22 protein-coding genes are annotated in these 23,406 nt (G+C 69.0%); 10 read left to right on the top strand and 12 right to left on the bottom strand.

The features are described from left to right. Positions 1 to 16: 16 nt before the first annotated feature. Positions 17 to 781, top strand: coding sequence for a LemA family protein (locus tag IM660_RS16930; RefSeq protein WP_193496952.1), 765 nt, complete (start codon positions 17 to 19; stop codon positions 779 to 781). A gap of 143 nt (positions 782 to 924) precedes the next feature. Here the strand turns inward: IM660_RS16930 and IM660_RS16925 are convergent, their stop codons facing one another. Next, positions 925 to 1,701: an HAD-IIA family hydrolase gene (locus tag IM660_RS16925; RefSeq protein WP_193496951.1), complete on the bottom strand. Its 777-nt coding sequence runs from the start codon at positions 1,699 to 1,701 to the stop codon at positions 925 to 927. 164 nt (positions 1,702 to 1,865) lie between these two features. Between IM660_RS16925 and IM660_RS16920 the strand changes: the two genes are divergently transcribed. After that, on the top strand, positions 1,866 to 2,537 hold the full coding sequence (locus IM660_RS16920; protein WP_193496950.1) for a TrmH family RNA methyltransferase: 672 nt from the start codon (positions 1,866 to 1,868) through the stop codon (positions 2,535 to 2,537). Between the two features lie 156 nt (positions 2,538 to 2,693). Here the strand turns inward: IM660_RS16920 and IM660_RS16915 are convergent, their stop codons facing one another. Beyond that, positions 2,694 to 3,590, bottom strand: a complete 897-nt coding sequence (locus tag IM660_RS16915; RefSeq protein ID WP_193496949.1) for a sulfite exporter TauE/SafE family protein — start codon at positions 3,588 to 3,590, stop codon at positions 2,694 to 2,696. 221 nt (positions 3,591 to 3,811) lie between these two features. Then, positions 3,812 to 4,267, bottom strand: a complete 456-nt coding sequence (locus tag IM660_RS16910; RefSeq protein WP_193496948.1) for an RrF2 family transcriptional regulator — start codon at positions 4,265 to 4,267, stop codon at positions 3,812 to 3,814. A gap of 256 nt (positions 4,268 to 4,523) precedes the next feature. Between IM660_RS16910 and IM660_RS16905 the strand changes: the two genes are divergently transcribed. Continuing rightward, positions 4,524 to 6,320, top strand: coding sequence for an ABC transporter ATP-binding protein (locus IM660_RS16905; protein ID WP_210769007.1), 1,797 nt, complete (start codon positions 4,524 to 4,526; stop codon positions 6,318 to 6,320). A 75-nt stretch (positions 6,321 to 6,395) separates the two neighbouring features. Continuing rightward, positions 6,396 to 7,418, top strand: a complete 1,023-nt coding sequence (fbaA, locus tag IM660_RS16900) for a class II fructose-bisphosphate aldolase (RefSeq protein ID WP_193496947.1) — start codon at positions 6,396 to 6,398, stop codon at positions 7,416 to 7,418. Positions 7,419 to 7,518: 100 nt separating this feature from the next. On the opposite strand, the gene IM660_RS16895 is transcribed toward fbaA, so the two are convergent. Beyond that, entirely contained in the window at positions 7,519 to 11,100 is a 3,582-nt protein-coding gene (locus IM660_RS16895; RefSeq protein WP_193496946.1) for an ATP-binding cassette domain-containing protein, read from the bottom strand. A gap of 104 nt (positions 11,101 to 11,204) precedes the next feature. On the opposite strand from IM660_RS16895, the gene IM660_RS16890 reads away from it, so the two are divergent. Both IM660_RS16890 and IM660_RS16885 read left to right on the top strand, forming a co-directional pair. Next, positions 11,205 to 11,627, top strand: coding sequence for a hypothetical protein (locus tag IM660_RS16890; protein ID WP_193496945.1), 423 nt, complete (start codon positions 11,205 to 11,207; stop codon positions 11,625 to 11,627). Further along, on the top strand, positions 11,624 to 12,520 hold the full coding sequence (locus tag IM660_RS16885; protein WP_193496944.1) for a hypothetical protein: 897 nt from the start codon (positions 11,624 to 11,626) through the stop codon (positions 12,518 to 12,520). The genes IM660_RS16890 and IM660_RS16885 overlap by 4 nt, the downstream gene beginning before the upstream one ends. Positions 12,521 to 12,536: 16 nt before the next feature. Here IM660_RS16885 and IM660_RS16880 read toward each other — a convergent pair whose 3' ends face one another. Further along, on the bottom strand, positions 12,537 to 12,908 hold the full coding sequence (locus IM660_RS16880) for an STAS domain-containing protein (RefSeq protein WP_246465010.1): 372 nt from the start codon (positions 12,906 to 12,908) through the stop codon (positions 12,537 to 12,539). 180 nt (positions 12,909 to 13,088) lie between these two features. Between IM660_RS16880 and IM660_RS16875 the strand changes: the two genes are divergently transcribed. From IM660_RS16875 to purD, 4 genes are all read left to right on the top strand, one after another. Continuing rightward, on the top strand, positions 13,089 to 13,496 hold the full coding sequence (locus tag IM660_RS16875; RefSeq protein WP_193496943.1) for a DUF3151 family protein: 408 nt from the start codon (positions 13,089 to 13,091) through the stop codon (positions 13,494 to 13,496). Between the two features lie 54 nt (positions 13,497 to 13,550). After that, positions 13,551 to 14,837, top strand: coding sequence for an adenylosuccinate synthase (locus IM660_RS16870; RefSeq protein WP_193496942.1), 1,287 nt, complete (start codon positions 13,551 to 13,553; stop codon positions 14,835 to 14,837). A gap of 141 nt (positions 14,838 to 14,978) precedes the next feature. After that, complete coding sequence (locus IM660_RS16865; RefSeq protein ID WP_193496941.1) at positions 14,979 to 16,781, top strand: BCCT family transporter; 1,803 nt, start codon at positions 14,979 to 14,981, stop codon at positions 16,779 to 16,781. Positions 16,782 to 16,882: 101 nt separating this feature from the next. Then, entirely contained in the window at positions 16,883 to 18,139 is a 1,257-nt protein-coding gene (gene purD, locus IM660_RS16860) for a phosphoribosylamine--glycine ligase (RefSeq protein WP_193496940.1), read from the top strand. Positions 18,140 to 18,161: 22 nt separating this feature from the next. On the opposite strand, the gene IM660_RS16855 is transcribed toward purD, so the two are convergent. The 7 genes from IM660_RS16855 to IM660_RS16825 are packed head-to-tail and all read right to left on the bottom strand — an operon-like array spanning position 18,162 to position 23,322. Beyond that, a complete protein-coding gene (locus tag IM660_RS16855; RefSeq protein WP_193496939.1) occupies positions 18,162 to 19,097 on the bottom strand; it encodes a GNAT family N-acetyltransferase in 936 nt (311 codons plus the stop codon). Positions 19,098 to 19,149: 52 nt separating this feature from the next. Beyond that, on the bottom strand, positions 19,150 to 20,307 hold the full coding sequence (locus tag IM660_RS16850; RefSeq protein WP_193496938.1) for an AI-2E family transporter: 1,158 nt from the start codon (positions 20,305 to 20,307) through the stop codon (positions 19,150 to 19,152). A gap of 10 nt (positions 20,308 to 20,317) precedes the next feature. Beyond that, positions 20,318 to 20,812: a ribonuclease HI gene (rnhA, locus tag IM660_RS16845; protein ID WP_425503846.1), complete on the bottom strand. Its 495-nt coding sequence runs from the start codon at positions 20,810 to 20,812 to the stop codon at positions 20,318 to 20,320. After that, positions 20,812 to 21,486 carry a phosphoribosylformylglycinamidine synthase subunit PurQ gene (gene purQ / locus IM660_RS16840; RefSeq protein WP_193496937.1) on the bottom strand — a complete coding sequence of 225 codons (675 nt, stop codon included), beginning with the start codon at positions 21,484 to 21,486 and terminating at the stop codon, positions 20,812 to 20,814. Before purQ ends, rnhA begins: the two co-directional genes overlap by 1 nt. Then, positions 21,486 to 21,740 (bottom strand): phosphoribosylformylglycinamidine synthase subunit PurS, encoded by a 255-nt coding sequence (purS, locus tag IM660_RS16835; RefSeq protein ID WP_193496936.1) that lies wholly within the window; start codon positions 21,738 to 21,740, stop codon positions 21,486 to 21,488. The genes purQ and purS overlap by 1 nt, the downstream gene beginning before the upstream one ends. 40 nt (positions 21,741 to 21,780) lie before the next feature. Then, positions 21,781 to 22,407 carry a TOPRIM nucleotidyl transferase/hydrolase domain-containing protein gene (locus tag IM660_RS16830; RefSeq protein WP_210769006.1) on the bottom strand — a complete coding sequence of 209 codons (627 nt, stop codon included), beginning with the start codon at positions 22,405 to 22,407 and terminating at the stop codon, positions 21,781 to 21,783. Positions 22,408 to 22,422: 15 nt separating this feature from the next. Beyond that, positions 22,423 to 23,322, bottom strand: coding sequence for a phosphoribosylaminoimidazolesuccinocarboxamide synthase (locus IM660_RS16825; RefSeq protein WP_210769005.1), 900 nt, complete (start codon positions 23,320 to 23,322; stop codon positions 22,423 to 22,425). Between the last annotated feature and the right edge of the window lie 84 nt (positions 23,323 to 23,406).

Here is a 23,406-nt window from a genome sequence, read left to right as displayed (position 1 = left end):
AGAACGGAGGTGCGCGATGGATGTCGGCATCGTGATCCTGCTCATCGTCCTGGCGCTCGTGGTGATCGTCCTGATCTGGGCGGTGGCAACGTACAACGGCTTTGTGAAGCTGCGGAACCTGGTGCAGGAGGCGTGGCGTCAGATCGACGTCGAGTTGCACCGGCGTTATGACCTGATCCCCAATCTGATCGAGACCGTCAAGGGCTATGCCGCGCACGAGCGGGCCGTCTTCGACGAGGTCACGCGGGCGCGTGCTCAGGCCGCCCAGCCAGGATCCACGCCGGCTCAGCAGGCGGCGCAGGAGGACGCGCTCTCCGGTGCGATCGGCCGGTTGTTCGCCGTCGCGGAGAACTACCCGCAGCTGCGGTCGGTGCAGAGCTTCACCCAGCTGCAGGCAGAACTGACCAACACCGAGGACCGGATCGCCGCCGGACGCCGGTTCTACAACGCCAACGTGCGCTCGCTCAACACCAAGGTGGAGACGTTCCCGCCGAGCATCATCGCCGGGATGTTCAACTTCTCCCGGGCCGAGTACTTCGAGGTCACCGACCCGGCGGTGCGCACGGCGCCGCAGGTGTCGTTCCAAGACCAGGCCGGCCACGTGGGCGTCTACAACCAGCAGCAGCCCACCCGTGCACCGATGCCGACCGACTCCCCGGTGCAGCCGGGCAGCCAGCCGCAGGGGTACCAGCCGCCGCCGAGCGGCTACGGTCAGCAGCCGCCGGCACCGCCGCAGCAGCCCGGGCAGGGGTACGGTCAGCAGCCCCCGCAGCAGCCCTGAGGGTTCCGCTTCGCGGAGTCCATGGACGGCGCAGGGCCGGGTTCGTTGTGAACGAACCCGGCCTTTGGCGTGTCTGGGGATGCGCGTCTGGGTGCGCGCGAGGGTGGGGCTGGGCGATCATGGCGTCGGTGGCTCGCAGGTGATCAGCCGTCGAGCAGGTCCAGCAGATCGCCGATCCCGTTGACCACGTGGGAGGGCCGGTACGGGTAGTCCTCGACTTGGTCGGCCTTCGTGGAGCCGCTGAGCACGAGGTAGGTGCGCAGCCCGGCTTCCATCCCGGCGACGACGTCGGTGTCCATCCGGTCGCCGATCATGGCGGTGTTCTCGGAGTGGGCATCGATCCGGTTCAGGGCGGTGCGGATCATCACCGGGTTCGGCTTGCCGACGAAGTACGGCTTGCGGCCGGTCGCGGCCGTGATCATCGCGGCCACCGATCCTGTGGCAGGCAGCGGACCCTCCGATGAAGGTCCTGTGACGTCCGGGTTGGTGGCGATGAACCGGGCACCGGCGGCCACGAACCGGATGGCTTTCGTGATCGCGGAGAAGGAGTACGTGCGGGTCTCCCCGAGTACCACGTAGTCCGGGTTGGCGCTGGTGAGGGTGTAACCCTGCTCGTACAACGCTGTCGTCAGCCCAGCCTCGCCGATCACGAAGGCACTGCCCTGGGGCACCTGGTCGGAGAGGAAGGTGGCCGTGGCCAGGGCTGAGGTCCAGATGGAGGACTCGTCCACGTCGATGCCGGAGCCGCGCAGTCGGGCGGCGAGATCGCGCGGGGTGAAGATGGAGTTGTTCGTGAGGATCTGGAACGGGATCTCCTTCTCACGCAACGCCGCGACGAACTCGGCTGCGCCCGGGAGCGCCTCCTCCTCGTGCACCAGCACGCCGTCCATATCAGTGAGCCAGTTTGTGATCTCGGGCATCGTGTTCTCCGGCACTGGTGGTGGGTGAGAGGGGGCTATGGCTCCAGTATGGCGCCCGGGTGTGATCAGCTCACCGCTGTTCTCGGGTCCGAAACTCGGGGTCAACCCGGAGAGGGGGCCGAACTTTCGGCCCTTGAGGGGCTCAGGGGTCGACTGTTCGGCCCATGAGGGCGACGGTCAGGACCAGCGATACTGGACTGATGGAACCCGAGGTGGGCGTCGGCCCGTGGCCCGGCGGGCCGGAGCAGTGGCCCGACGATCCCCGGCTGGATCCGGATTTGCTGGCCGACGGCGACCGGCGCAACGTTGCCGACCAGTACCGGTACTGGCGGCTGGAGGCGATCGTGGCCGACCTCGATGTACGTCGGCACCCGCTGCATGTGGCGATCGAGAACTGGGGCCGCGACTTCAACATCGGTTCGGTGGTGCGCACGGCCAACGCCTTCAACGTCGCCCGGGTGCACATCATCGGCCGACGGCGGTGGAACCGTCGCGGTGCCATGGTCACCGACCGCTACCTGCACGTCGAGCACTGGGACGACGTCGCCGCCTTCTCCGACTGGTGCGCCGAAGCGGGGCTGCCGTTGCTCGGTGTGGACAACGTGCCCGGGTCGGTGCCGATCGAGGGTCGGGCGCTTCCGGCCGAGTGCGCGATGCTGTTCGGTGAGGAGTCCCAGGGGCTGACCGCCGACGCCCGGCAGGCGAGCGCGGCGATCCTGCACATCAGCCAGTTCGGCTCAACCCGCTCCATCAACGCCGGTGCCGCGGCGGCGATCGCCATGCATGCCTGGGTGGTCCAGCATGCGTCCATCCCGGATACGCGGCCGCGGGTGTGACCTGAGCCCAGGGCTGTCGCTGCCAGTCCTCCTCGCCCAGGTGGTGCGGTCCCGACGAGCGGCGGCACCGACAGCCGGCCCGATGCACAGGAGGCGCCGCTGGGTGTCGCTCCAACTCCCGGGAACCGACATCTCGCGGCACCTGCCGGGGCCGTGTCAGGCGGTCGTTCGCTCCGGGACCTGCACGCGGGTCGGCTGCTCGCGCTGGTGGGCGAGAGCCGTCCGGACGCCGGCTGCCACGCACACCCCGGCGGCTATGGCGTACGTCAGCCAACGGACGCCGTCGGGAATCGTGATCGCACCTGCGAGCGAGTGCACGTTCGTGAGCACGATCAGCCCGCCTGCCGCGGTGCCGAGCACACGCGCCGGGATCAGGCGCACGAGCCAGGCAGCCAGGGGAGCGGCCACCACTCCGCCCGCGAGCAGGGCGAGCGCCCAGGTCGGGTTGATGCCGGCGGTGCCGATGCCGAGCAGGAAGCCGGCGCTGGCAGCGACCGCCACGAAGAACTCGCTTGCGGAGATCGAGCCGACGACCTGGCGCGGCTCGAGTCTGCCGCTGGCCAGCAGTGCCGGTGTGCCAACCGGACCCCAGCCGCCCCCACCGATGGCGCTGACCATCCCGGCCGAGAATCCCAGTGGAGTGAGGAAGCGGCGTCGTAGCGGGGTGCCGATCCGGTCGACCCGCATCCCACGTACCGAGAAGCGCACAAGTACGTAGCAACCCAGCGCCAGCAGCAGGACGGCCATCACCGGGGCCGCGATCGTCACGGGAAGGCGAGAGAGTGCGGTGGCGCCGAGGAACGCGCCGAGTGCGCCCGGGAACGCCAGCCGGCGCACCACCGTCCAGTCGACATTCCCGAAGCGTCGATGAGCCAGTCCAGAGGCCAACGTGGTGCCGATCTGTGCCAGGTGCACCGTGGCCGAGGCCGACGCCGGCTGCAGGCCGATCGCGAGCAGCAGGGTGGTGGAGGTGATCCCGTGCCCCATCCCGAGGCTGCCGTCCACGAGCTGGGCTCCGAGCCCGACGAGGGCGAGCAGCACGAGCGTGATCACGAGGCTCCTCGGATGGGTGGCTGGACGCCTGCGACGATATCCGAGTGATCCAGTCGGATTAGGGGGAAATGCGAGGAGTCCACATCGTGGTATCCCGCGGAATCGAACGTTGATCTGGCGGCTCGCTGGGAGCCCTCCGCAGGAATCGCACGTCATTGTGGTGGTTGCCGAGTAGCCATATCGACGTTTGATTCCGGCTGAGGGCCGGGCGTTCACCCAGTTCAGGGGTTGCGCCAGGCGTCCTCATCGGAAGTCAGATCGGCCACCACACCGGGCACATGACCGGCGGCCAGATCGGCGAGCGTCACCTGCTCAAGCACAGCACGCACGTTCGCCCGCAACGCCACCCACACCTGCGGCAAGATCGCAGCCGCACCCTGATACGCGATCTCGCCCGGCCGCTCGTCCCGGACGAACACCAGCGGTCCCTCGACCGCGCGGATCACGTCGGCGATCGTCACCCGCTCCGCCGGCCGGGCCAGCAGGTGGCCTCCACCTGCACCCCGACGACTGAGCACCAGCCCTTCGCGCCGCAGATCTGTGAGGATTCCTTCGAGGAACCGGTGCGGCACGCCGGCCGCACGCGCCAACGCCTCGGCTGGCATCGGGGTCTCGCCCCCCGTGGCGAGCTCGGCCGCTGCCCTGACGGCGTACTCCGCCTTCGCCGAGATCCTCATCCGCCTACCTCATCGTTGCCGTGCGTGATCGTTTCCTCGCCTGCGTGGGGGGCCGGACCCGAGCCATGGCCGGTCCGGCCGGGCTCGCTGGTGCCCGCTCACCCCGAACCCTATCGACGGCGCCCGCCGCCTCGGCCGCGCACCATCCCTTCGGCGGAGCGGCAGTGGGCCCTGATCCGCCCTGCGGCCGATGTGCCAGCAGCCGGTCGCAGGCTAATGTCGCCGAACCGCACCCATCTCCCGAGAGGTTCCCGTGGTGTCCACGACTGCCCCACCAGAGCAGGCCCCGAGCGACCCCGCCGAGCGCCCTGCCTCCATCCGTCGCCTGTGGTTCTACGCCCGCAGCCATCTGCGGATCCTTCTCGTCGGTGGGGTCCTGACTTTCCTCGGGGGCATCGTCGGCCTGGTCCAGCCGTTGATCGCGATGTCGATTATCGAGGCGCTCGGTGCCGGCGACCCGCTCGGTGACCTGTTGTGGATCCTCAGTGGTGCCGTCCTGGTCGGGGCTGCCCTGGAGGCATTCGGGCCCTACCTGATGCAGCGCACCGGGCAGAACATCATCCTCACGGTGCGCCGCCGCCTGGTCAGCCAGCTCGTCCATCTCACGGTCGCCGAGGTCGACCGGCTCAAGTCCGGTGACCTCGTCTCGCGTCTGACCTCCGACACCAACCTGCTGCGCACGGTCGCCTCCACCACGGTGATCGGTGGATTCACGGCGATCTTCATGCTCATCGGCGGCCTCGCTGTGATGGCGTGGATCGACATCGTGCTCTTCGGGGTCACGCTCGCGATGGCAGCGGTGGTCACCGTGGTGATGCTGGTGGTGATGCCGCGGATCGGTGCGGCCACGCGGGAGTCGCAGACCGCCCTCGGTGACATGGGCGCCATCCTCGAGCGGGCGCTCGGCGCATTCCGCACCGTCAAGGCCTCCGGTGCTGAGGACCGGGAGATCGCCTCGCTGGACCAGGCGGCCGTCGAAGCCCGTGACAAGGGTGTGACAGTCGCCGTCTGGGAGGCGCTCGCCGGTGTGCTGGCGTTCCTGCCGGTGAACATCGCGTTCTTGGTGGTGCTCGGCCTCGGTGGTGCCCGGGTGGCTGACGGCGCCATGACGATCGGATCGCTCATCGGGTTCCTGCTGATGCTCTTCTACCTCATGGGTCCGATCGGCTCGCTCGTGCAGGCGCTCTCCCAGCTGCAGACCGGCCTGGCTGCCGTGGCACGGGTGGAGCAGGTGGACCACCTGGAGTCCGAGGACCTCAGCGTGGGCACGGCCTCCCCGACGGCGTCCCTCACCTCCGCAGGGCCGCTGCCTGCCGCTCAGGTGGAGTTCGACCGCGTCGAGTTCCGCTACGAGGATGACCTCGCTCCTGTGCACCGTGGGGTCACATTCACCGCCAGTGGCACCGGCCTGACCGCACTCGTGGGCCCGTCCGGAGCGGGCAAGACCACGATCTTCTCCCTCATCGAAGGGTTCTACCCGGCCACCGCGGGTGAGGTGCGCGTCGAGGGGGTGGCCGTCCAGGACTGGTCGCTGCGTGAGCTGCGTTCCATGATCGGATATGTGGAGCAGGATGCCCCGGTGCTCAGCGGGAGCCTTCGTGACAATCTCACCCTCGCAGCCCCGCACGCCACGGATGAGGACGTCGCCGCGGTCGTCGCGCAGGCCCGCCTGAGCGAGATGGTGGCGAGGTTGCCGGACGGGCTGGACTCCGCCGTCGGGCCCCGGGGTGTGACCCTCTCGGGAGGGGAGCGGCAACGGGTGGCGATCGCCCGTGCGCTGCTGCGGCGGCCGCGTCTGTTGCTCCTCGACGAGGCGACGTCCCAGCTCGATGCGGCGAACGAGGCCGCGCTGCGGCAGGTGATGCTGGAGGCGGCTGAGCGCACCAACGTGATCGTGGTGGCGCATCGTCTCTCCACTGTCACCAGCGCCGACCAGATCGTGGTACTCGATGCGGGCCGGGTGCGCGCGGTCGGTACCCACGCCGAGCTCCTGCGTGCCGACGGCCTCTATCGCGATCTGGCGACCGAGCAGCTGCTGACTGCCGAGAACTGAAAGTCAGGGACACTGACCCGGGACTCATGGGACACTGGGCCCCGACATCACTCATCCCAGGCACAGGAGAGATTCATGGGTATTGCTACCCCTGAGGTTTACCAGGAGATGATCGACCGGGCGAAGGAGCATGCATTCGCTTACCCGGCAGTCAACGTCACCTCCTCCCAGACCCTCACAGCCGCACTACGCGGCTTCGCCGAGGCCGAGAGCGACGGGATCATCCAGGTCTCCGTCGGCGGCTCCGAGTACGCCTCCGGCTCCACCATCAAGGACCGTGTCGCCGGATCGCTGGGTCTGGCCGCATACGCCGCCGAGGTGGCCAAGAACTACCCCGTGACCATCGCCCTGCACACCGACCACTGCGCGAAGGAGAACCTGGACAGCTGGGTTCGCCCGCTGCTGGCGCACGAGGCCGAGCAGGTGAAGAACGGCGGGCTGCCGTCCTTCCAGTCGCACATGTGGGACGGCTCGGCCGTGCCGCTGGAGGAGAACCTCCAGATCGCTGAGGAGTTGCTCGAGCTCTCCCAGGCCGCCAAGACCATTCTCGAGATCGAGGTCGGCGTGGTCGGTGGCGAAGAGGACGGCGTCTCCCACGAGATCAACGACAAGTTGTACACCACCGTCGAGGACGGCCTGGCCACTGTGCGTGCGCTGGGCACCGGCGAGAAGGGCCGCTACCTCACGGCTCTGACCTTCGGCAACGTGCACGGCGTGTACAAGCCGGGTGCGGTCAAGCTCCGCCCGGAGATCCTCGGTGAGATCCAGCAGGCCGTCGGCGCCGAGGTCGGCAAGGACAAGCCGTTCGACCTGGTCTTCCACGGAGGCTCCGGTTCCACTGCCGACGAGGTCGCCCTCGCGGTGGACAACGGTGTCATCAAGATGAACATCGACACCGACACCCAGTACGCCTTCACTCGCCCCGTGGTGGACCACATCTTCCGCAACTACGACGGTGTGCTGAAGGTCGACGGCGAGGTCGGTAACAAGAAGGCCTACGACCCGCGCGCCTGGGGCAAGTCGGCCGAGGCCGGTATGGCTCAGCGGATCGCGGAGGCCTGCCAGTGGCTGCGCTCCGCGGGCCAGAAGATGGGCTGACCTGGTCAACGCCTCACGCAGGACCTCGCGGGAACAGCCCGCACCCGGAATCCCTCGTCGATCTGGTCACCAGATCGACGAGGGATTCTGTATCGGAGCGTCAGCCCGCCAGGTGCCCCCAGTCCTGACGCAGCTCCCGCCACGGCCCGACGGCGGCCACCTCACCCTCGCGCAGGACGACCACTCGGTCGGCCAGGGCCAGGGCGGCGCGCTTGGACGTCGCACCGATCACGGTGGTGCTGCGATCACGCAGGGCTGCCCACAGCTCCAGCTCGGTGCTGGCGTCCAGTGCGCTGGAGACGTCGTCGGCGAGCAGCAGGTCCGTATCCGTGGCCAACGCCCGGGCCAGTGCCAGGCGCTGCACCTGACCGCCGGAGAGTCGCACCCCGCGGTGCCCGACCAGGGCCTCCACCCCACCGGCCTCCCGCACGTCCTGGCCGAGGCGGGCATCGGCCACCGGGCGGTCGAGGTCGCGCTCGTGACCGAGGCGGATGTTGTCGGCGAAGGTGCCCGAGAGCACCCGTGGAACCTGTGCCACGTGCGCCACCTGCCCCGGTCGCAGGAAGGTCTCCGCGTCCTCGATCTCCTCGCCGTTCCACCGGATGGTCCCCTCGTGTGAGACCAGACCGGCCAGGGCACTCAGCAGACTGGACTTGCCGGAGCCGACCTGGCCGACGAGCAGTACCAGTTCCCCGGCCCGGACCTCCAGATCGACATCTGAGATGCCGATCGTGCCGTCATCGTGCACGGCCGTGACGTTCTCGAGCCGCAGCCGTTCCAACCGTTGCCGCGTGGGTGGATCTGCTGGCGGAGCAGCGCCGGTAAGCAGGTCCACACCGTCGGGTAGGTGCATCAGGTCCACACCCCCGGCGAACGAGGCCGTGGCCTTCTGCCAGGCGCGGGTGCCCGGTGCTTCCGTGACTACGGCACCGGCCACCCGGCCGAACCAGTCGAAGCCGCCCACGGCGTTGGCGACGAGCAGCGCGGTCGCGAGCCCCCACCAGTTCCACAACACCCCGGCCCACGCGGTGACCACTCCTGCTTGCACGAGCACCACGGGTACGCCATCGAGGACGGCCTGTACCCGGTGCTCGCGCACAGCCTTGCCGACTCGTTCGTCGTCGACCGTGCTCAAGTGCGCATGCACGTCCGGTGTGGCGCCGGCGAGCTTGACCGTCCGGGCCGACTCCAGCACCGAGACCAGTGACCGGCCGAACCAGGCCCGCGCCTGCGATGCCGCCGCGGCTGAGCGCCCGGCGATGGGGCGACCGATGCTCGAGGCCAGCGCAGAGAACACCATCACCGCGAGGAGTACGGCGCCGGCCAGCCATGTGCCGGCCAAGACCGCCGTCACGGCTGCGATCACCAGGCCGTTGATGAAGTCGACCCAGCGGTCGGCATACCGGGCGTACCGGTCGGCGTCCATACTGCGTGCCACGACCTCCCCGGGCGGCGTACGGGGAAGGCGGCGCTGCATCGTCTGGCCACGCAGCACGGACATCCGTGTGCGCAGCAGTACCTCCACCCACCAGCGTGGGTACCGCCAGATCGCGTCACCGAAGACCAGCGGGAACGCAAGTAGTCCGAGCACCAGTGCGCCGAGCAACCATCCCACCGAGGAACCGCTCTGCACCGCTTCCACCAGACGTCCCCACCAGAACCCCGTCAGCGCCCCGTGGGCGCCGAGCAGCGCCGAGACCAGGAAGCCGATCGCACCCCCGACACCCCACGCCTTGCGGGCCATGAGCGCACTGAGCACTCCTCGCGCCAGGCTCGGTCCCGTTCCCACATCCTCGCGTTCCGGCGGTAGGCCCGTGCGGCGCCGGTGCCCGAGCTGTGCCGCCGATGTTCCGGCGCCCCGCTCCGGTGGCGTCGTCGCCGGGCCATCGCTGTGGTCACCGTCGCTGCCGTCATGTTCGCTGTGCTCATCACCGCTGCCGGAGTCACCTGCGGCCAGCAAGTCCCGGAACGGGCCCGCTTCGGCGGCGAGGATAGCCCGCGGGCCATGTTGGACCACCTGGCCGTGGTCGAGCACCGCCACCGACTCCGCCCGGGCGGTCGTGCTCAGCCGGTGGGCGATGAGGATTCCCGTGCGTCCGCGCAGCAGCCGGTCCGAGGCGGCCACCACACGACGCTCGGTCAATGGGTCCATCCGTGCCGTTGCCTCGTCCAGGATGACGACCTGCACATCCCGCACCAGCAGTCGCGCGAAGGCGACGAGTTGCTCCTCACCAGCGGAGAGGGTCGTCCCGCTCGCCCCCAGCAGGGTGTCGAGCCCGTCGGAGAGCCCGGCCACCCAGTCGGTCAGGCCCAGCTCAGTGACCGCTGCCTCCACCCGCGCGCGCGGTACGTCGGAGAACAGCGTGATGTTCTGTGCCAACGTCCCTGCCAGGATGTCGGTGCGCTGGCTCACCACCCCGACGGCGGCACGCAACTCCTGCAGGTCGAGCTCGGTCACGTCCATGCCACCCAGGAAGACCGAACCCGGTTCGGGTTCGACCGCCCGGGAGAGCAGCGCCGCCAGGGTCGACTTGCCCGAGCCGGTCCGCCCGACCAGCGCGATCGTCTCCCCGGCTGGCACGTGCAGGGAGATACCGCTGAGGGCGAAGGAGCCTTCCGGGTAGGCGAAGTGCAGGTTGCGCACCTCCACCCCGAGACGTCCCTGCCGAACGGAAGCTCCGCCGTCGGGCTCGGGCGGGGAGGCGAACATCTGCCGGATGCGCACCAGCGCCCCCAGGCCCGCCTGCAGATCGGGCAGCTGCTCGGCCATGTGCGAAACCAGGCCGACAAACTGGGCCGTCACCAGGAACAGTGTCACCAGCCGGGCCACGGAGAGATCGCCGCCGATCGCCAGCGCCACCCCGGTGATCGCGACGGCGGCGAGCAAGCTGTGCAGCAGCATGCCCGCGCGTCGGATGAGGCGTGACTCCAGCACGATCACGCGGGCGAACTTCTCGTGCACAGCAGCCGAGAGGTGAGCCAGGCGTCGCACCACGTAGGCCTGCCCGAGACTGGTGCGCAGGTCGTCGCGACCAGCGATCCCTTCCTCGAGCACAGCGGCATGGTCCGTCCAGGCCATCTCCTCGATCACCTTGCGCTCGGCGATCGGGGCGAGCAACGGCCGCACCACCAGGCCCGTGATCACCGCGAGCACCGGGAACAGCGCGAATGCCGGCCACCACGTCCACCCGGCAACCAACCACATCGGCACCACCAGGAAAACGGTGCGCAGGATGCCCCACCCCTGCATGCGGACCAGGGTCCCGACGTCGTGGGTGTCGTCGTCGACCCGGTCGAGGATCTCGCCCACGGCCTGCTCGGAGAGGGTGGCCAGCGGCTGGTGCAGGGCCGCCGTCAGCAGGTCGCCGCGCAGCCGCCCTTCGGCCCGGTCCGCGACGGTCGACCAGATCACCCGGCCGGCGGTGTCCAGCAGAGCTGCTCCCAGCACGCACAGGGCCAGCAGCATGACTCCGGTTGCCACCGGGTTCTCGGCGAGCCGGCCCGCGATCACAGTTCCGAATGTCTGCGAGACCGCGGAGACCATGCTGATCACCAGTGCGAGCACTGTCGCGGGGCGGCGCAGGCGCCGCCAGTCGACCCGGCGGGCCGGATCTTCCGGCACGGTCGGGCGTGGCGTTGCGGTGTGGCTCTCTGCCGGAGCCCGCGGGGCGGTCGTTGTCATAGCGTGTCAACTGTAGGAACGACCACTGACATCGGTCATGGTCTTTTCCACCTGCCGCGAGTGTTGAAGGCTACATGCAGGAACGCATCTGCCATCATGCGGGCATGGGGGCGCTCTGGCGGGTCGGTGTGATGGTGCTGCTCGTCGGAGTGCTGGTGGCAGCCCAGTTCCTGCGTGCCGACCACTGGTTCCCGCTGGGGAGCCTGGGGCAGTACGCCTACCCGCGCGACCCGAACGGCGACGTGATCAACACCTACGTCATGGGCGTCACGACCACGGGCGAGGAGGTGCGCGTGGGCCTGACGCCCGGCTCGGCCGGCATCTCGCGCGTCGAGTTCGAGGTCCAGCTCCCTGAGTTCCAGGCCGACCCGGACCTGCTGGGTGACATCGTCGAGGCCTGGCAGGACAGTCACCCCCCGCACGTGCTCACCTCGGTCACGGTGTACGAGAACATCTCGCCGATGTCCGGGGGTGCCCTGGCATCCGAGCCGTACGACACAGTCGTGCTCATCTGGGAGGTCCCGTGACGGCGGCCCTCGCCCTGGCGCGCCGCGTGCTGGCCTGGCTCGTGCCCGCGCTGCCCCGGGCGCGGGTGGCGTGGGTGCGTACGGCCCTGGCGGTCATGGCGGTGCTGGACGTGCGCTACTTCCTGAACTCCACCGGGGAGCGGGGCGGGACCCCGGAGTTGTTCGCCCCGGTGCTCGTGGCCGAGTGGCTGCACCTGCCGCCGGTCACCGACGGGGTAGCGCAGATGCTGTTCGTCGGCGTGCACGTGGGAGCCGTTGCCATGGTGCTCGGCGGGTTCGCTCGTGTGCCTGCCGCCGTGCAGCACGCCGGTGGACTGGTGCTGGGCGTGTCGTATCTGCTCTGGGTGCTGTGGGCGATGAGCTACGGCTACGTCTCCCACGACCACATGGCGATCGTGATCGGCATGCTAGTGCTGCCCACCGCGGGGACGTCGCGCTACGGCGGGGGACCGACGGCGGACTCCGTGGCAGGGTGGCCGTTGCGGATGATCCAGCTCTTCACTGTCCTCACCTACCTGGGGTCGGTGCTGGCGAAGTACGTCTTCAGCGGCGGCTCGCTGCTGCGCTGGGCCACCTCCGGCACGCTCGCGTGGGCTTTCATCCGCAGGCCGAACGACGTGAACCAGCTGTTGGTGCAGCACGCGCTGCTGCTGCGAGCGGCCCAGTGGGGGGCACTGCTGCTGGAGATCGCCTCACCGGTGGTGTTTGCGCTGCGAGGTCGGTGGCTGGCGCTGGCGATCGGGGCCTTCATGTCCTTCCACCTGGCCACCTTCGTGCTGCTGGGCATCCACTTCCTGCCCACGGTGGTCTGCTGGTCGGCCTTCGTCCCGTGGGAACGACTCCCGGCCTGGTGGCGGGCACGTCGCCGGACGGCGTCCCTCGCCCCTGCCTGACGCCTCGCCCGGGCGCTCAGTTCGCCGGGTCGTGCTCGACGACGTCCACCAGGTCCCCGATGTGCGTCGCCTCCAGCAGGAACCGGACGACGTCCGGCGGGCGGATCAGCAGCGGCCGTCCGGGCGTATGGCTGGCGAGCCGGGCCAGCAGTGCGATGCCGGCCGAGTCCATGAACTCCACGTGCCGTACGTCCACTTTGACGGGCAGGCCAGCCTTCTCCGCTTCGGCGACCGCTTCGGTCAGTTCGTCGGACATAGCTACGTCGATCTCGCCGGAGAGCACCAGCCTGGTGCAGTCGTCTTCGAGCAGGGTTTGCACGATCCCGGTGCTGCCGTCGCCGCTGCCCTGGTTGCGGGGTGGCACGGCATCGCTGGGTGCGTCGGGCACGGAGCCTCCTGTGGGGGACGGGCCGGAGCGCGCATCTGGCGAGCCCTTCAGTACTGACACGGTAGACGATTCGTGCAGGGAACAGGTAGCGGTTCAGCGCGTGTCACGGGACGGGCGCGCGCCACCGCAACCATCATGGTGGCTTCCTGAGCGGAGCATCCCGGATGCGAGACTGGGGTCATGCATGCGAACCTGCTTGGCCCGGAACCGACCCGGCTGCCCGAAGACCACCCGGACATGGCGGCGCGCGCCGCGATCGGCGAGGGGACGTCGCTGCGCGATGTCGCCGCCCGTTACCCGGCGGCGAGCTACGCCTGGGCGATGCTGGCACGGGAGAGTCTCGCGGCCGCGGACCCGGTGGCCGCCTACGCCTTCGCCCGCACCGGCTATCACCGTGGCCTGGACGCCCTGCGCCGCGCCGGCTGGCGCGGCGCTGGCCCGATCCCGGCCGAGCACGTCCCCAACCAGGGGTTCCTCATCGCCCTGCTCGCGCTTGCGGACGCCGCCGAGGCGATCGGTGAAGCGGAAGAAGCCGAGCGGTGCCGGTCCTTCGCCGACGATTCGGACCCGGCGGCACGCTCGCTGTGATCACCGGTAGGCTGCACTGGGCCTGAACAGGTCTCGCAGACCGGAAGGAAACGCATGCCAGCCGTGGTGGTCCTCGGTGCCCAGTGGGGCGACGAAGGCAAGGGGAAGGCGACCGACCAGCTCGGTTCTCGCGTCGACTATGTGGTGAAGTTCAACGGCGGTAACAACGCTGGGCACACCGTGGTGGTCGGGGACGAGAAGTACGCGCTCCACCTGCTGCCCTCCGGAATCCTGTCCGAGGGATGCACGCCCGTGATCGGCAACGGCGTGGTGGTCGATCTCGAGGTGCTCTTCGAGGAGCTGGACGGCCTCACCGAGCGTGGTGTGGACGTCTCCAAGCTGCTCATCTCCTCCAGTGCTCACGTCATCCCCAGCTACAACCGGACGCTGGACAAGGTCACCGAGCGTTTCCTCGGCAAGCGGCAGATCGGCACCACCGGCCGCGGGATCGGCCCCACCTACGCGGACAAGATGAGCCGCGTGGGCATCCGCATCTCGGATCTGTTCGACGAGGGCATCCTGCGGGAGAAGGTCGAGGGGGCGCTGGAGCAGAAGAACCAGATCCTCGTCAAGATCTATAACCGGCGCGCGGCCGACATCGATGCCGTGACCGACGAGCTGCTCTCCTATGCCGACCGGGTCCGCCCGATGGTCGCCGACACGTCCCTGGTGCTGAACCAGGCTCTCGATGCCGGCAAGACTGTCGTGTACGAAGCAGGCCAGGCCACCATGCTCGATGTCGACCATGGAACCTATCCGTTCGTCACCTCTTCCTCTGCCACGGCCGGCGGTGCGGCGACCGGGTCCGGCATCGGGCCCACGCGGATCGATCGCGTGGTCGGCGTGATCAAGGCGTACACCACGCGTGTGGGCGAAGGTCCGTTCCCCACCGAGCTCAACGACGACGACGGTGAGTCGTTGCGCAAGGCCGGTGGCGAGTTCGGTGTCACCACCGGGCGGCCACGTCGCTGCGGTTGGTACGACGCTGTCGTGGCCCGCTACGCCGGCCGCGTGAACGGACTCACCGACCTTGTGCTGACGAAACTGGACGTGCTCACGGGTTGGGAGAAGGTCCCGGTGTGCGTGGCCTACGACGTCGACGGCGTCCGTCACGACGAGATGCCGGTGGACCAGACCGCCTTCCACCACGCCACCCCGATCTACGAGCACCTCGATGGGTGGTGGGAGGATATCTCCGGCTGCCGGACCTTCGAGGACCTCCCCGTGAACGCCCAGCGCTACGTGCTCGCGCTGGAGGAGATGTCCGGTACCCGGATCTCCTCGATCGGAGTGGGGCCGGACCGGGCCGCGACGATCGTTCGTCACGACCTGCTGGACTGATCCCCGCACCAGTACGCACGTTTTCTGGCGCCCGTGAGAACCGGGCCGCCTGGCGGAATTTGCTCTCTTCGCTACGGTGGAGTGTTTGTCGGAGGGTTCTACCCGATCCGGCATGGCAAATGAACCGAGGAGAGGGAGACGATGACAGCCGAGGTGAAGGACAAGACACCACCGCCGCCAGAGGATCCCGATCGATCCGGACCGTGGTACTCCTCGGTCCGCCCAGGCGTGTTCTGGCCATCGATGGTGGTCATTGCCGCCTTCGTGATCGCGGCCATCGCTGGTGGGTCAGCGTTCGGGGATGCGATCGGTGTGGTCAGCGGTGGCATTGTCACCGCCTTCGGGTGGTACTACATCGTGCTCGTGACGGCCTTCGTCGGCTTCGCGGTCTGGGTGGGCGTGAGTCACTACGGCGACATCGTCCTGGGAGACGAGGACGAGCCGGCCGAGTTCAAGATGGGGCCGTGGCTGGCGATGTTGTTCGCTGCCGGTATGGGGATCGGTCTGATGTTCTGGGGTGTGGCGGAGCCGCTGCACCACTTCGCCGGCATCCCGAACCGTGCCACCGGCATCGCGGAGATGGACGCGGCCGGGGCGGAAGAGTCCTTGGTGACCACCTTCCTGCACTGGGGTCTGCACCCCTGGGCGATCTACGTCGTCGTGGGTCTGGCCATCGCCTACGCCGTGCACGTGCGCAAGCGGCCGATCTCCATCCGCTGGTCCCTCGAGGCAATCCTCGGCAAGCGCACTGACAGCTGGATCGGGAACGTCATCGACGTGATCGCCGTGGTCGGCACCGTCTTCGGTGTGGCCACGTCGCTGGGGCTCGGTGTCTCGCAGGTTGCGTCGGGGCTGAGCTTCCTGGAGATCATCGGAGAGCCCACCAATCTCATCATGGTGTTCCTCATCGGGATCATCACGCTGATCGCCCTGGTCTCGGTGGTCACCGGGGTGAAGAAGGGCATCAAGTACCTCTCCAACGGGAACATGATCCTGGCCATCGGCCTGATGATCTTCGTGCTGATCGCCGGCCCGACGATGTTCCTGCTGCGCGAGTACGTTGAGGCCACCGGCCTGTACTTCCAGGAGTTCCTCAACAACGCCTTCCGCACCACCGCGTTCGCCGGTGAAGATGGCACCACCTGGCAGGGTTGGTGGACCGCGTTCTACTGGGGCTGGTGGGTCTCCTGGGCGCCCTTCGTCGGCGTCTTCATCGCCCGCATCTCGCGCGGCCGCACCGTGCGTGAGTTCGTGGTCGGTGTGCTCGTGCTCCCGACGGCCTTCTCGTTCCTCTGGTTCACCGTCTTCGGCGGCACCGCGCTCCACCGCCAGCTCTTCGGTGAGGGCGGGCTGGTCACCGAGGGCGGACCTGACGACACTGTCGGACCCGAGGGCCTGACAGTCGATGGCACCGGATCGTTGTTCACCATGCTCGACGGTCTCGTCGGGGAACCCGGGAGCGGGGTCGGGAAGGTGCTCGTCGGCTTGGCGGTGCTGCTGGTCGTCATCTTCTTCGTCACATCGTCTGACTCCGGCTCGCTCGTGGTTGACATGCTGGCCTCCGGCGGCGACCCGGAACCCCCGAAGTGGAGTCGCGTGCTGTGGGCGATCCTCGAGGGTGCTGTGGCGTCCGCGCTGCTGCTCGCTGGTGGAAGCGCGGTACTCAGCGCACTTCAGAGTGTGGCGATCTCCATCGCGCTTCCGTTCAGCATCATCATGATCTTCATGTGCGTGGCGCTGATCAAGCAGTTCCGTTCCCAGCGGGCTCGGATGCTGCGGGCTCAGCGCCGCATCGCGCGGGATGAGCTGACCGATCACGTCTCGACCTCGTTCATCGAGGACGGGTTGCTCGACCCGCCGCCCGCCGTGAAGCGGAAGCTGTTCAACCGCAAGAAGAAGCAGCAGCAGGAGGCGGCGTCCCAGTCGGACTCGCTGCAGGTCTGACCTGACTCACACCCAGGCCACACGAACGCACCCGGGTGCGGGCACCGAGCCCGCCCCCGGGTGCGTCCTCGTGTGGGGACGCCACGGTAGGCTCGGGCACCGTGAAGATCCTTCTCATCGGCTCCGGTGCCCGTGAACACGCTCTCGCCCGCTCGCTCGCGGCCGACCCGGTGACGACGTCACTGGTCGTAGCCCCCGGCAACCCCGGCACGGCGCAGATCGCGACGAATGTTGACGTCGATGCGAACTCCCCGGACGCCGTCGCGGCGCTGGCGCAGCAGTTGCAGTCCGACCTGGTGATCGTCGGCCCCGAGGCGCCTCTGGTGGCAGGGGTGGCGGACGCCGTCCGAGCCGCGGGCATTCCCGTCTTCGGGCCGAACGGGGACGCCGCCACACTCGAGGGGTCGAAGGCGTTCGCGAAGGACGTGATGGCCGCGGCGAACGTGCCCACCGCGATGGCGCACGTGTGCCGCACGATGGACGAGGTGGCCGAGGCGCTGGATGCCTTCGGCCCGCCCTACGTCGTCAAGGACGATGGCCTCGCCGCCGGTAAGGGCGTGGTGGTGACCGAGGACCGGCAGGCAGCCCTCGATCATGCTGCCGCATGCGTGAACCGTGACCGGCGCTCGAGCGTGGTCATCGAGGAGTACCTGGACGGCCCGGAGATCTCGCTCTTTTGCCTCGCCGACGGTGAACGCGTGGTCCCGCTCGCGCCGGCGCAGGACTTCAAACGCCTCGCTGATGGCGATGCGGGACCGAACACCGGCGGCATGGGTGCCTACTCGCCGCTGCCGTGGGCGCCTGAGGGGCTCGTCGACGACGTGGTCGAGCGGGTGGCGCTGCCGACTGTGCAGGAGCTGGCGCGGCGCGGCACTCCCTTCGTTGGCCTGCTCTACTGCGGCCTGGCACTGACCTCGCGCGGGCTGCGAGTGGTGGAGTTCAACGCGCGCTTCGGCGACCCGGAGACGCAGGTGGTGCTCGCCCGGCTGGAGTCCTCCCTCGCCGCCGCCCTGCACGCTGCCGCGACCGGAACCCTCGACCAGCTGCCGGACCTGCGCTGGACCTCCGATGCCGCCGTCACCGTGGTGCTGGCCGCGTCCGGGTATCCCGGGCAGGTGCGCCAGGGCGACGTGATCACCGGGGTGGCGGCCGCCGAGGATCTGCCGGGCGTGCACGTCTTGCACGCCGGTACGGCCACCGGCGACGGCGGAGCACTGGTGGCCGCCGGAGGTCGCGTCCTGTCCGTGGTCGGGCTGGGAGAGGACATCGCGGCCGCACGCAGCGCCGCCTATGCCGGTGTCGAGCAGATCAGCCTCGACGGCGGCCAGTTCCGGACGGATATCGCCGCTCAGGTCTGACCGGGCCGCTGGCCCGGGATCCTCAGGCCATCTTGGCGAACACGGCCGTGGTGCGCGCCGGCTCGAATCCGACCGAGGCGTAGAGAGCCCCGGCGCCCTGCGGGTTGGCGGAGTCCACGTCCAACTCGACCACGTCGAATTCGCCGGACTCGACCGCTGCGGCCAGCGTGGCATTGAGAACGGCCCGGGCCAGGCCCTGCCCACGGGCGGCCTCCCGCGTGCCCACCAAGCCGATGTAGAGCTCGCGGTCCACCCACTGCTGGGTCATCGCGTACGCCTGCACCTCACCGCCTGCCATCGCCACCCGCGAGAACGCCGGCCGGAAGGGGCGCCCCTGCACGAATTCCTGCCAGTGCTCGGCAGTGGTCGGACCGCTACCCCAGTGGCTGGTGAAGGCGTCGTTGTGCGCCAAGCGGGTGGGCTCGCTCAGCTCGGCCGCGAAGGGCACCACCCGTGGGTCCACCTCTGCGAGATCGGCACCCGGCAGGGCACGCTTCATCGCCGTGAAGTAGCGCACCGGCTTGTACCCGCGCTCGGTCAGCAGCGGCCGCACCGGGTCGGTCTCCAGACCGCCACCGGAGCGCAGTTGGATCGGTGCCCCCGGGTGCCGCTCCCTGGCGAGGGCGACGCCACGCGGCTCCATCCGGTCGAACATCTCGGTGGCGATGCCACGGCCCCGGTAGTCCGGGTGGACGCCGCCGCCGATCGATACCCGGGCCCACCCTTCGGCGTGCGTGAGCGCGTGTGGCACCCGCAGCTGGGCATAGGCAACCAGCGTTTCCCCGTCCCAGACTGCGATCGAGTCCTGCTCCGGGGTGAATCCGTGTTCGGTCAGCTCCTCGGCGAGGTCCTCGGCGTCGTAGAACTCCTCGGTACCGTCCACCTGGGCGAGCAGGTTCGTCAATACGGACCAGGCTGTCACCGACTCCTGGTCGAGCGTTCCCCATCGCAGCGTCATCGTGTGCCCTTCTCCTCGTGAGGTTCCACCATCTCCGACGGCGCCGCTTGCCTCAAGCGGAATTTGTCTCCTCGGCTGCAGGCTGCTCGGGGTTCGCCTTGGTGGTCCTTGTGGCCGTCGGGGCCGTGGTGCCGTTCGAGCTCAACGCCCGTTTCGCCTGCGTATCGGTCACCAGGAAGGCATTGATCCACCGCGCCTCCGGGTGGGCGTCGACGAGTCCGGCCTTCGCGGCCAACGTCAATGGCACCGCGAGGATCGCACCCAACGGGCCCACCACCACCGTCCAGAACGTCAGCGACAGGAAGGAGACCGCGGGGCTCAGCCCCACGGCATCTCCGACGACCTTCGGCTGGATGATGGTCTGGATGGTGAAGTTCAGCACCGAGTACGTCACGATCACGGCGACCATATCGGTGACGCCGCCCTCCAGCAGAGCGATCAGCGCCGGCGGGATCAGACCGATCACGAACCCGACGTTCGGGATGTAGTTGGTCACGAACGCCAGCACCCCCCACACCAGAGCCAGCGGCACGCCGATGATCCACAACGCGATCACGTCCAGCGCGGCCACGATGAGACCGAAGACGGTGCACACGACCCAGTACTTGCGTACTCCCGCGAAGAACGCCCGCAGTGAGGTGGCCAGTTCCGGGCGGCTCGCTGTGAGCAGCTGCCAGCGCGAGCGCACCGACGTGGAGTCGATCGCCAGGAAGAACATCACCACCAGGATCACCAGTGCCTGGCCGCCTGCTGAGGTGGTGCCCTGCACCACGGCACCGAGCAGATCGGCCACACGGTTGAGGTCGATCGAGCTCGCGTACTGGGCCAGGGCGGCATCGTCCACGCCGAACTGCTCCAGCCAGGCAAGGGTGTCCAGATAGATCGCCTGCAGGTCACGGGTGTAGCGGGGCAGCTCCAGAGCAGCCTGCGTGAGGGAAGCGATGGTGGCGATCACGAGTGCGGTCAGCACCACGTACAACCCCAGCAGTACCAGCACTGCGGCCACGATCTTCGGCGCCCCGGCCCGCTCCAGCAGCCGCTGCAACGGCCGCGCCGAGACGAACAGTGTGAATGCGAAGAATGCCGGCGCCACGATCGAGGCCGTGAAGTACAGGCCCACCGCCCCCACGGTCAGGCCGCCGATCACGACGGCGGCGCTCGCCAATGACGGGCGGAATCTCGTTGCGCTCGGCTCACCCAGGGTGCTCACCCCCTCATTCTTACCTGTTCCCGGGGACTCCCCGGTTGGCAAGCTCGTCGGCGCGTTCATTCCCCGGGTCACCGGAGTGCCCCTTGACCCACACCCACTGCACCGAATGCCGGGCGACCTGCTCGTCGAGGGCGCGCCACAGATCCTCGTTCTTGACCGGCTTCTTCGCCGCCGTCTTCCAGCCGTTCCGCTTCCAGCCGGGCAACCAGGACTTCATCCCGTTCATCACATACGAGGAGTCCACGTGCAGGGTGACCTCGCAGGAGGTGGTCAGGGCCTTCAGACCCTCGATCACCGCGGTCAGCTCCATCCGGTTGTTGGTGGTGGACTCCTCACCACCGTAGAGCTCGCGCTCGTGCGGGCCGGAGAGCATCCACGCTCCCCATCCGCCTGGTCCGGGATTACCCTTGCAGGCGCCGTCGGTCCACATCTGGACGACGGGGCGGTCGGAGGGATCGCGGGGGGTCGGCTCGTGCGGAAGGGGAGCCTCGGTCTCAGAGGGCATCAGGCGGAGGCGAGCAACGCCGTCAGGGCGGACTGGAAGAAGCCCAGCCCGTCCGTGCCCGGGCCGAAACCGTTCTCGACGGCGTGCTCCGGGTGAGGCATCAGGCCGACCACGTTGCCGCGGGCGTTGGTGATACCGGCGATGTCGCGGCGGGAGCCGTTCGGGTTCCCCACATAGCGGAACACCACCCGCCCCTCGCCTTCGAGCTCGTCCAGGGTGGGCTCGTCGGCGATGAACTGCCCGTCCTGGTTCTTCAGCGGGATCAGGATCTCCTGCCCCTGCGCGAACTGGTTCGACCACGCCGTCTGCGCGTTCTCGACCCGCAGCACCTGGTCCGTGCAGACGAAGGTCAGTTGGGTGTTCTTCACCATCGCACCGGCGAGCAGGTGCGACTCACACAGGATCTGGAAGCCGTTGCAGATCCCCAGCACCGGCACCCCCGCGTTCGCGGCGTCCACCACACTGCCCATGATCGGGGCGAAGCGGGAGATCGCCCCGGCGCGCAGGTAGTCGCCGTAGGAGAAGCCACCCGGCAGCACCACCGCGTCCACCCCGGCGAGGGAGTCATCGGCGTGCCAGAGCCGGACCGGTTCGGCACCGGCGAGACGCACCGCGCGCGCCGCGTCCCTGTCATCGAGGCTGCCGGGGAAGGTCACGACACCGATGCGGGCCATCAGGACTCCCGGGCCCAGTGCACGGAGACGACGTCCTCGATCACAGGGTTGGAGAGCACCTCGCTGGCAGCCTTGCGCGCCTGGTCCAGCACCTCCTCGTTCGCTTCGCCCTCGACCTCGAGCTCGAAGCGCTTGCCCTGACGGACGGCGGCGAACTCGGTGAATCCGAGCCGGGGAAGGGCACCGGCGACGGCCTTGCCCTGGGGGTCGAGGATCTCCGGCTTCGGCATGACCTCCACGACGATGCGTGCCATCAGTGCGCAACTCCTCTGCAGGGGGATGAACACGGCGATCCTACCGGCCGAATGCCGATGCGCTGGTCGCCCCCGGGGTCAGTGCCGCCGCCAGCGCGAGGCGTAACGGGCGTGGCGTGCGATCGGGGCCGAGGGCGCGCACGAGCTCGGCGGCGTAGGCGATCTTCCGTCCGCCCTGGGTGCCGAGGAATCGGTGCAGCTGTGCGGTCACGTCCCGGTCCCGTTGGGCCGGCTGGCGGGTGAAGGTGTGGAATGCCTGCAGGTCCCCGGTGCGCTCGAGCACCTCCATCATCCCGGTGGTGCCCAGGGCGCTCAGCAGCTCGTCCTCGAGGTCCTGCTCGCACACGAAGAACCCCGCGGCCTCCAGCTCCTGCCTGCTCAGGTGCGCTGCGCCGTCGTAGGCTGCCACGGCACGGCTGTAGTAGCGCTCCTCACCCACGTCGCACATACCCCCCACGTACGGTCCCTCCCGACGGCGGAGCGCCCCGTCCGTACGTGCCTCACCCGGCGTGCGGGGCGGGCCGACCAGGTCGGCGAGGGCGCGGCGGATGTTGGTGGCGCCGCCGATGGGGCGGATCTGGACCGAGGCGGCATGCAGGTCGACGTCGAGGAGCTCGGCGAGCGCGTGCAGGGCAGCCTGGTCGCTACGACCCTCGACCAGCACCACCGCCCGCATGGTCGATCAGGCGTGGAACGTCCGGCCGGTGAGGCGTTCGTAGGCCTCCACGTACCGGTCCCGGGTGCGGGTGACGACGTCGTCCGGCAGCGGCGGCGGGGGAGTGTCCGAGGCACGGTCCCAGCCAGAGCCGGGGGAGGTGAGCCAGTCGCGGACGAACTGCTTGTCGAAGCTGGGCTGGGCGCGGCCGGGCTGCCACTGGTCCGCCGGCCAGTAGCGGGAGGAATCGGGGGTGAGGACCTCGTCGCCGAGCACGAGGGCGCCGTCGGGCGTGGTACCGAACTCAAGCTTGGTGTCGGCCAGGATCACGCCGCGCTCGGCGGCGGTGCGCTCGGCGAAGGAGTAGATCTCCAGGGTGACCTCGCGCAGGCGGGTGGCGGCGTCGGCCCCGATCCGGGCGGCGACCTCGGCGAAACTGACGTTCTCGTCGTGCTCGCCGACCTCCGCCTTGGTGGCGGGAGTGAAGATCGGTTCCGGCAGACGCGATCCGTCGGTCAGTCCCTCGGGCAAGGGGACCCCGCACACGGCACCTCCGGCTCGGTACTCGGAGAGGCCGGAACCGGTGAGGTAGCCGCGGGCGACGCACTCCACCGGGTACATCTGCAGGCGGCGGCAGATCATGGCCCGGCCGCGGACGGCGTCGGGCACGTCGAGGGAGACGACGTGATTGGCCACCAGTGGCTCGAGCTTCTCGAACCACCACATGCTCAGTGCCGTGAGAACGGCGCCCTTGTCCGGGATGGGGGTAGGCAGCACGTGGTCGTAGGCGCTGATCCGGTCGCTGGCCACGACGAGGACGCGATCGCCGGCCGAGCTGTCACTGGGCTCGTACAGGTCGCGCACCTTGCCCGAATAGACGTGCGTCCAGCCGGGCAGGGTCGGTGGCTGAGTGCTGTGGTCGCTCACGGGATTAGTGTTCCACGGCAGGCGCGACGCGTGCGCGGACACAATCGACGGCTGACAGCGATGCCGTGCCAATAGTGGCGCGGC

Source organism: Ruania alkalisoli, assembly GCF_014960965.1.
Classification (GTDB): Bacteria; Actinomycetota; Actinomycetes; order Actinomycetales; family Beutenbergiaceae; genus Ruania; species Ruania alkalisoli.
The sequence above is the reverse complement of the archived record's forward strand: the minus strand, read 5'-3'. Positions and strand labels throughout refer to the sequence as shown.

Bases quoted from the DNA above. Each gene is read 5' to 3' on its own strand.
- IM660_RS16930 (WP_193496952.1), top strand. From the start codon at position 17: ATGGATGTCGGCATCGTGATCCTGCTCATCGTCCTGGCGCTCGTGGTG.
- IM660_RS16925 (WP_193496951.1), bottom strand. From the start codon at position 1,701: ATGCCCGAGATCACAAACTGGCTCACTGATATGGACGGCGTGCTGGTG.
- IM660_RS16920 (WP_193496950.1), top strand. From the start codon at position 1,866: ATGAGGGCGACGGTCAGGACCAGCGATACTGGACTGATGGAACCCGAG.
- IM660_RS16910 (WP_193496948.1), bottom strand. From the start codon at position 4,267: ATGAGGATCTCGGCGAAGGCGGAGTACGCCGTCAGGGCAGCGGCCGAG.
- fbaA (WP_193496947.1), top strand. From the start codon at position 6,396: ATGGGTATTGCTACCCCTGAGGTTTACCAGGAGATGATCGACCGGGCG.
- IM660_RS16895 (WP_193496946.1), bottom strand. From the start codon at position 11,100: ATGACAACGACCGCCCCGCGGGCTCCGGCAGAGAGCCACACCGCAACG.
- IM660_RS16890 (WP_193496945.1), top strand. From the start codon at position 11,205: ATGGGGGCGCTCTGGCGGGTCGGTGTGATGGTGCTGCTCGTCGGAGTG.
- IM660_RS16875 (WP_193496943.1), top strand. From the start codon at position 13,089: ATGCATGCGAACCTGCTTGGCCCGGAACCGACCCGGCTGCCCGAAGAC.
- IM660_RS16870 (WP_193496942.1), top strand. From the start codon at position 13,551: ATGCCAGCCGTGGTGGTCCTCGGTGCCCAGTGGGGCGACGAAGGCAAG.
- IM660_RS16865 (WP_193496941.1), top strand. From the start codon at position 14,979: ATGACAGCCGAGGTGAAGGACAAGACACCACCGCCGCCAGAGGATCCC.
- IM660_RS16855 (WP_193496939.1), bottom strand. From the start codon at position 19,097: ATGACGCTGCGATGGGGAACGCTCGACCAGGAGTCGGTGACAGCCTGG.
- rnhA (WP_425503846.1), bottom strand. From the start codon at position 20,812: ATGCCCTCTGAGACCGAGGCTCCCCTTCCGCACGAGCCGACCCCCCGC.
- purQ (WP_193496937.1), bottom strand. From the start codon at position 21,486: ATGGCCCGCATCGGTGTCGTGACCTTCCCCGGCAGCCTCGATGACAGG.
- purS (WP_193496936.1), bottom strand. From the start codon at position 21,740: ATGGCACGCATCGTCGTGGAGGTCATGCCGAAGCCGGAGATCCTCGAC.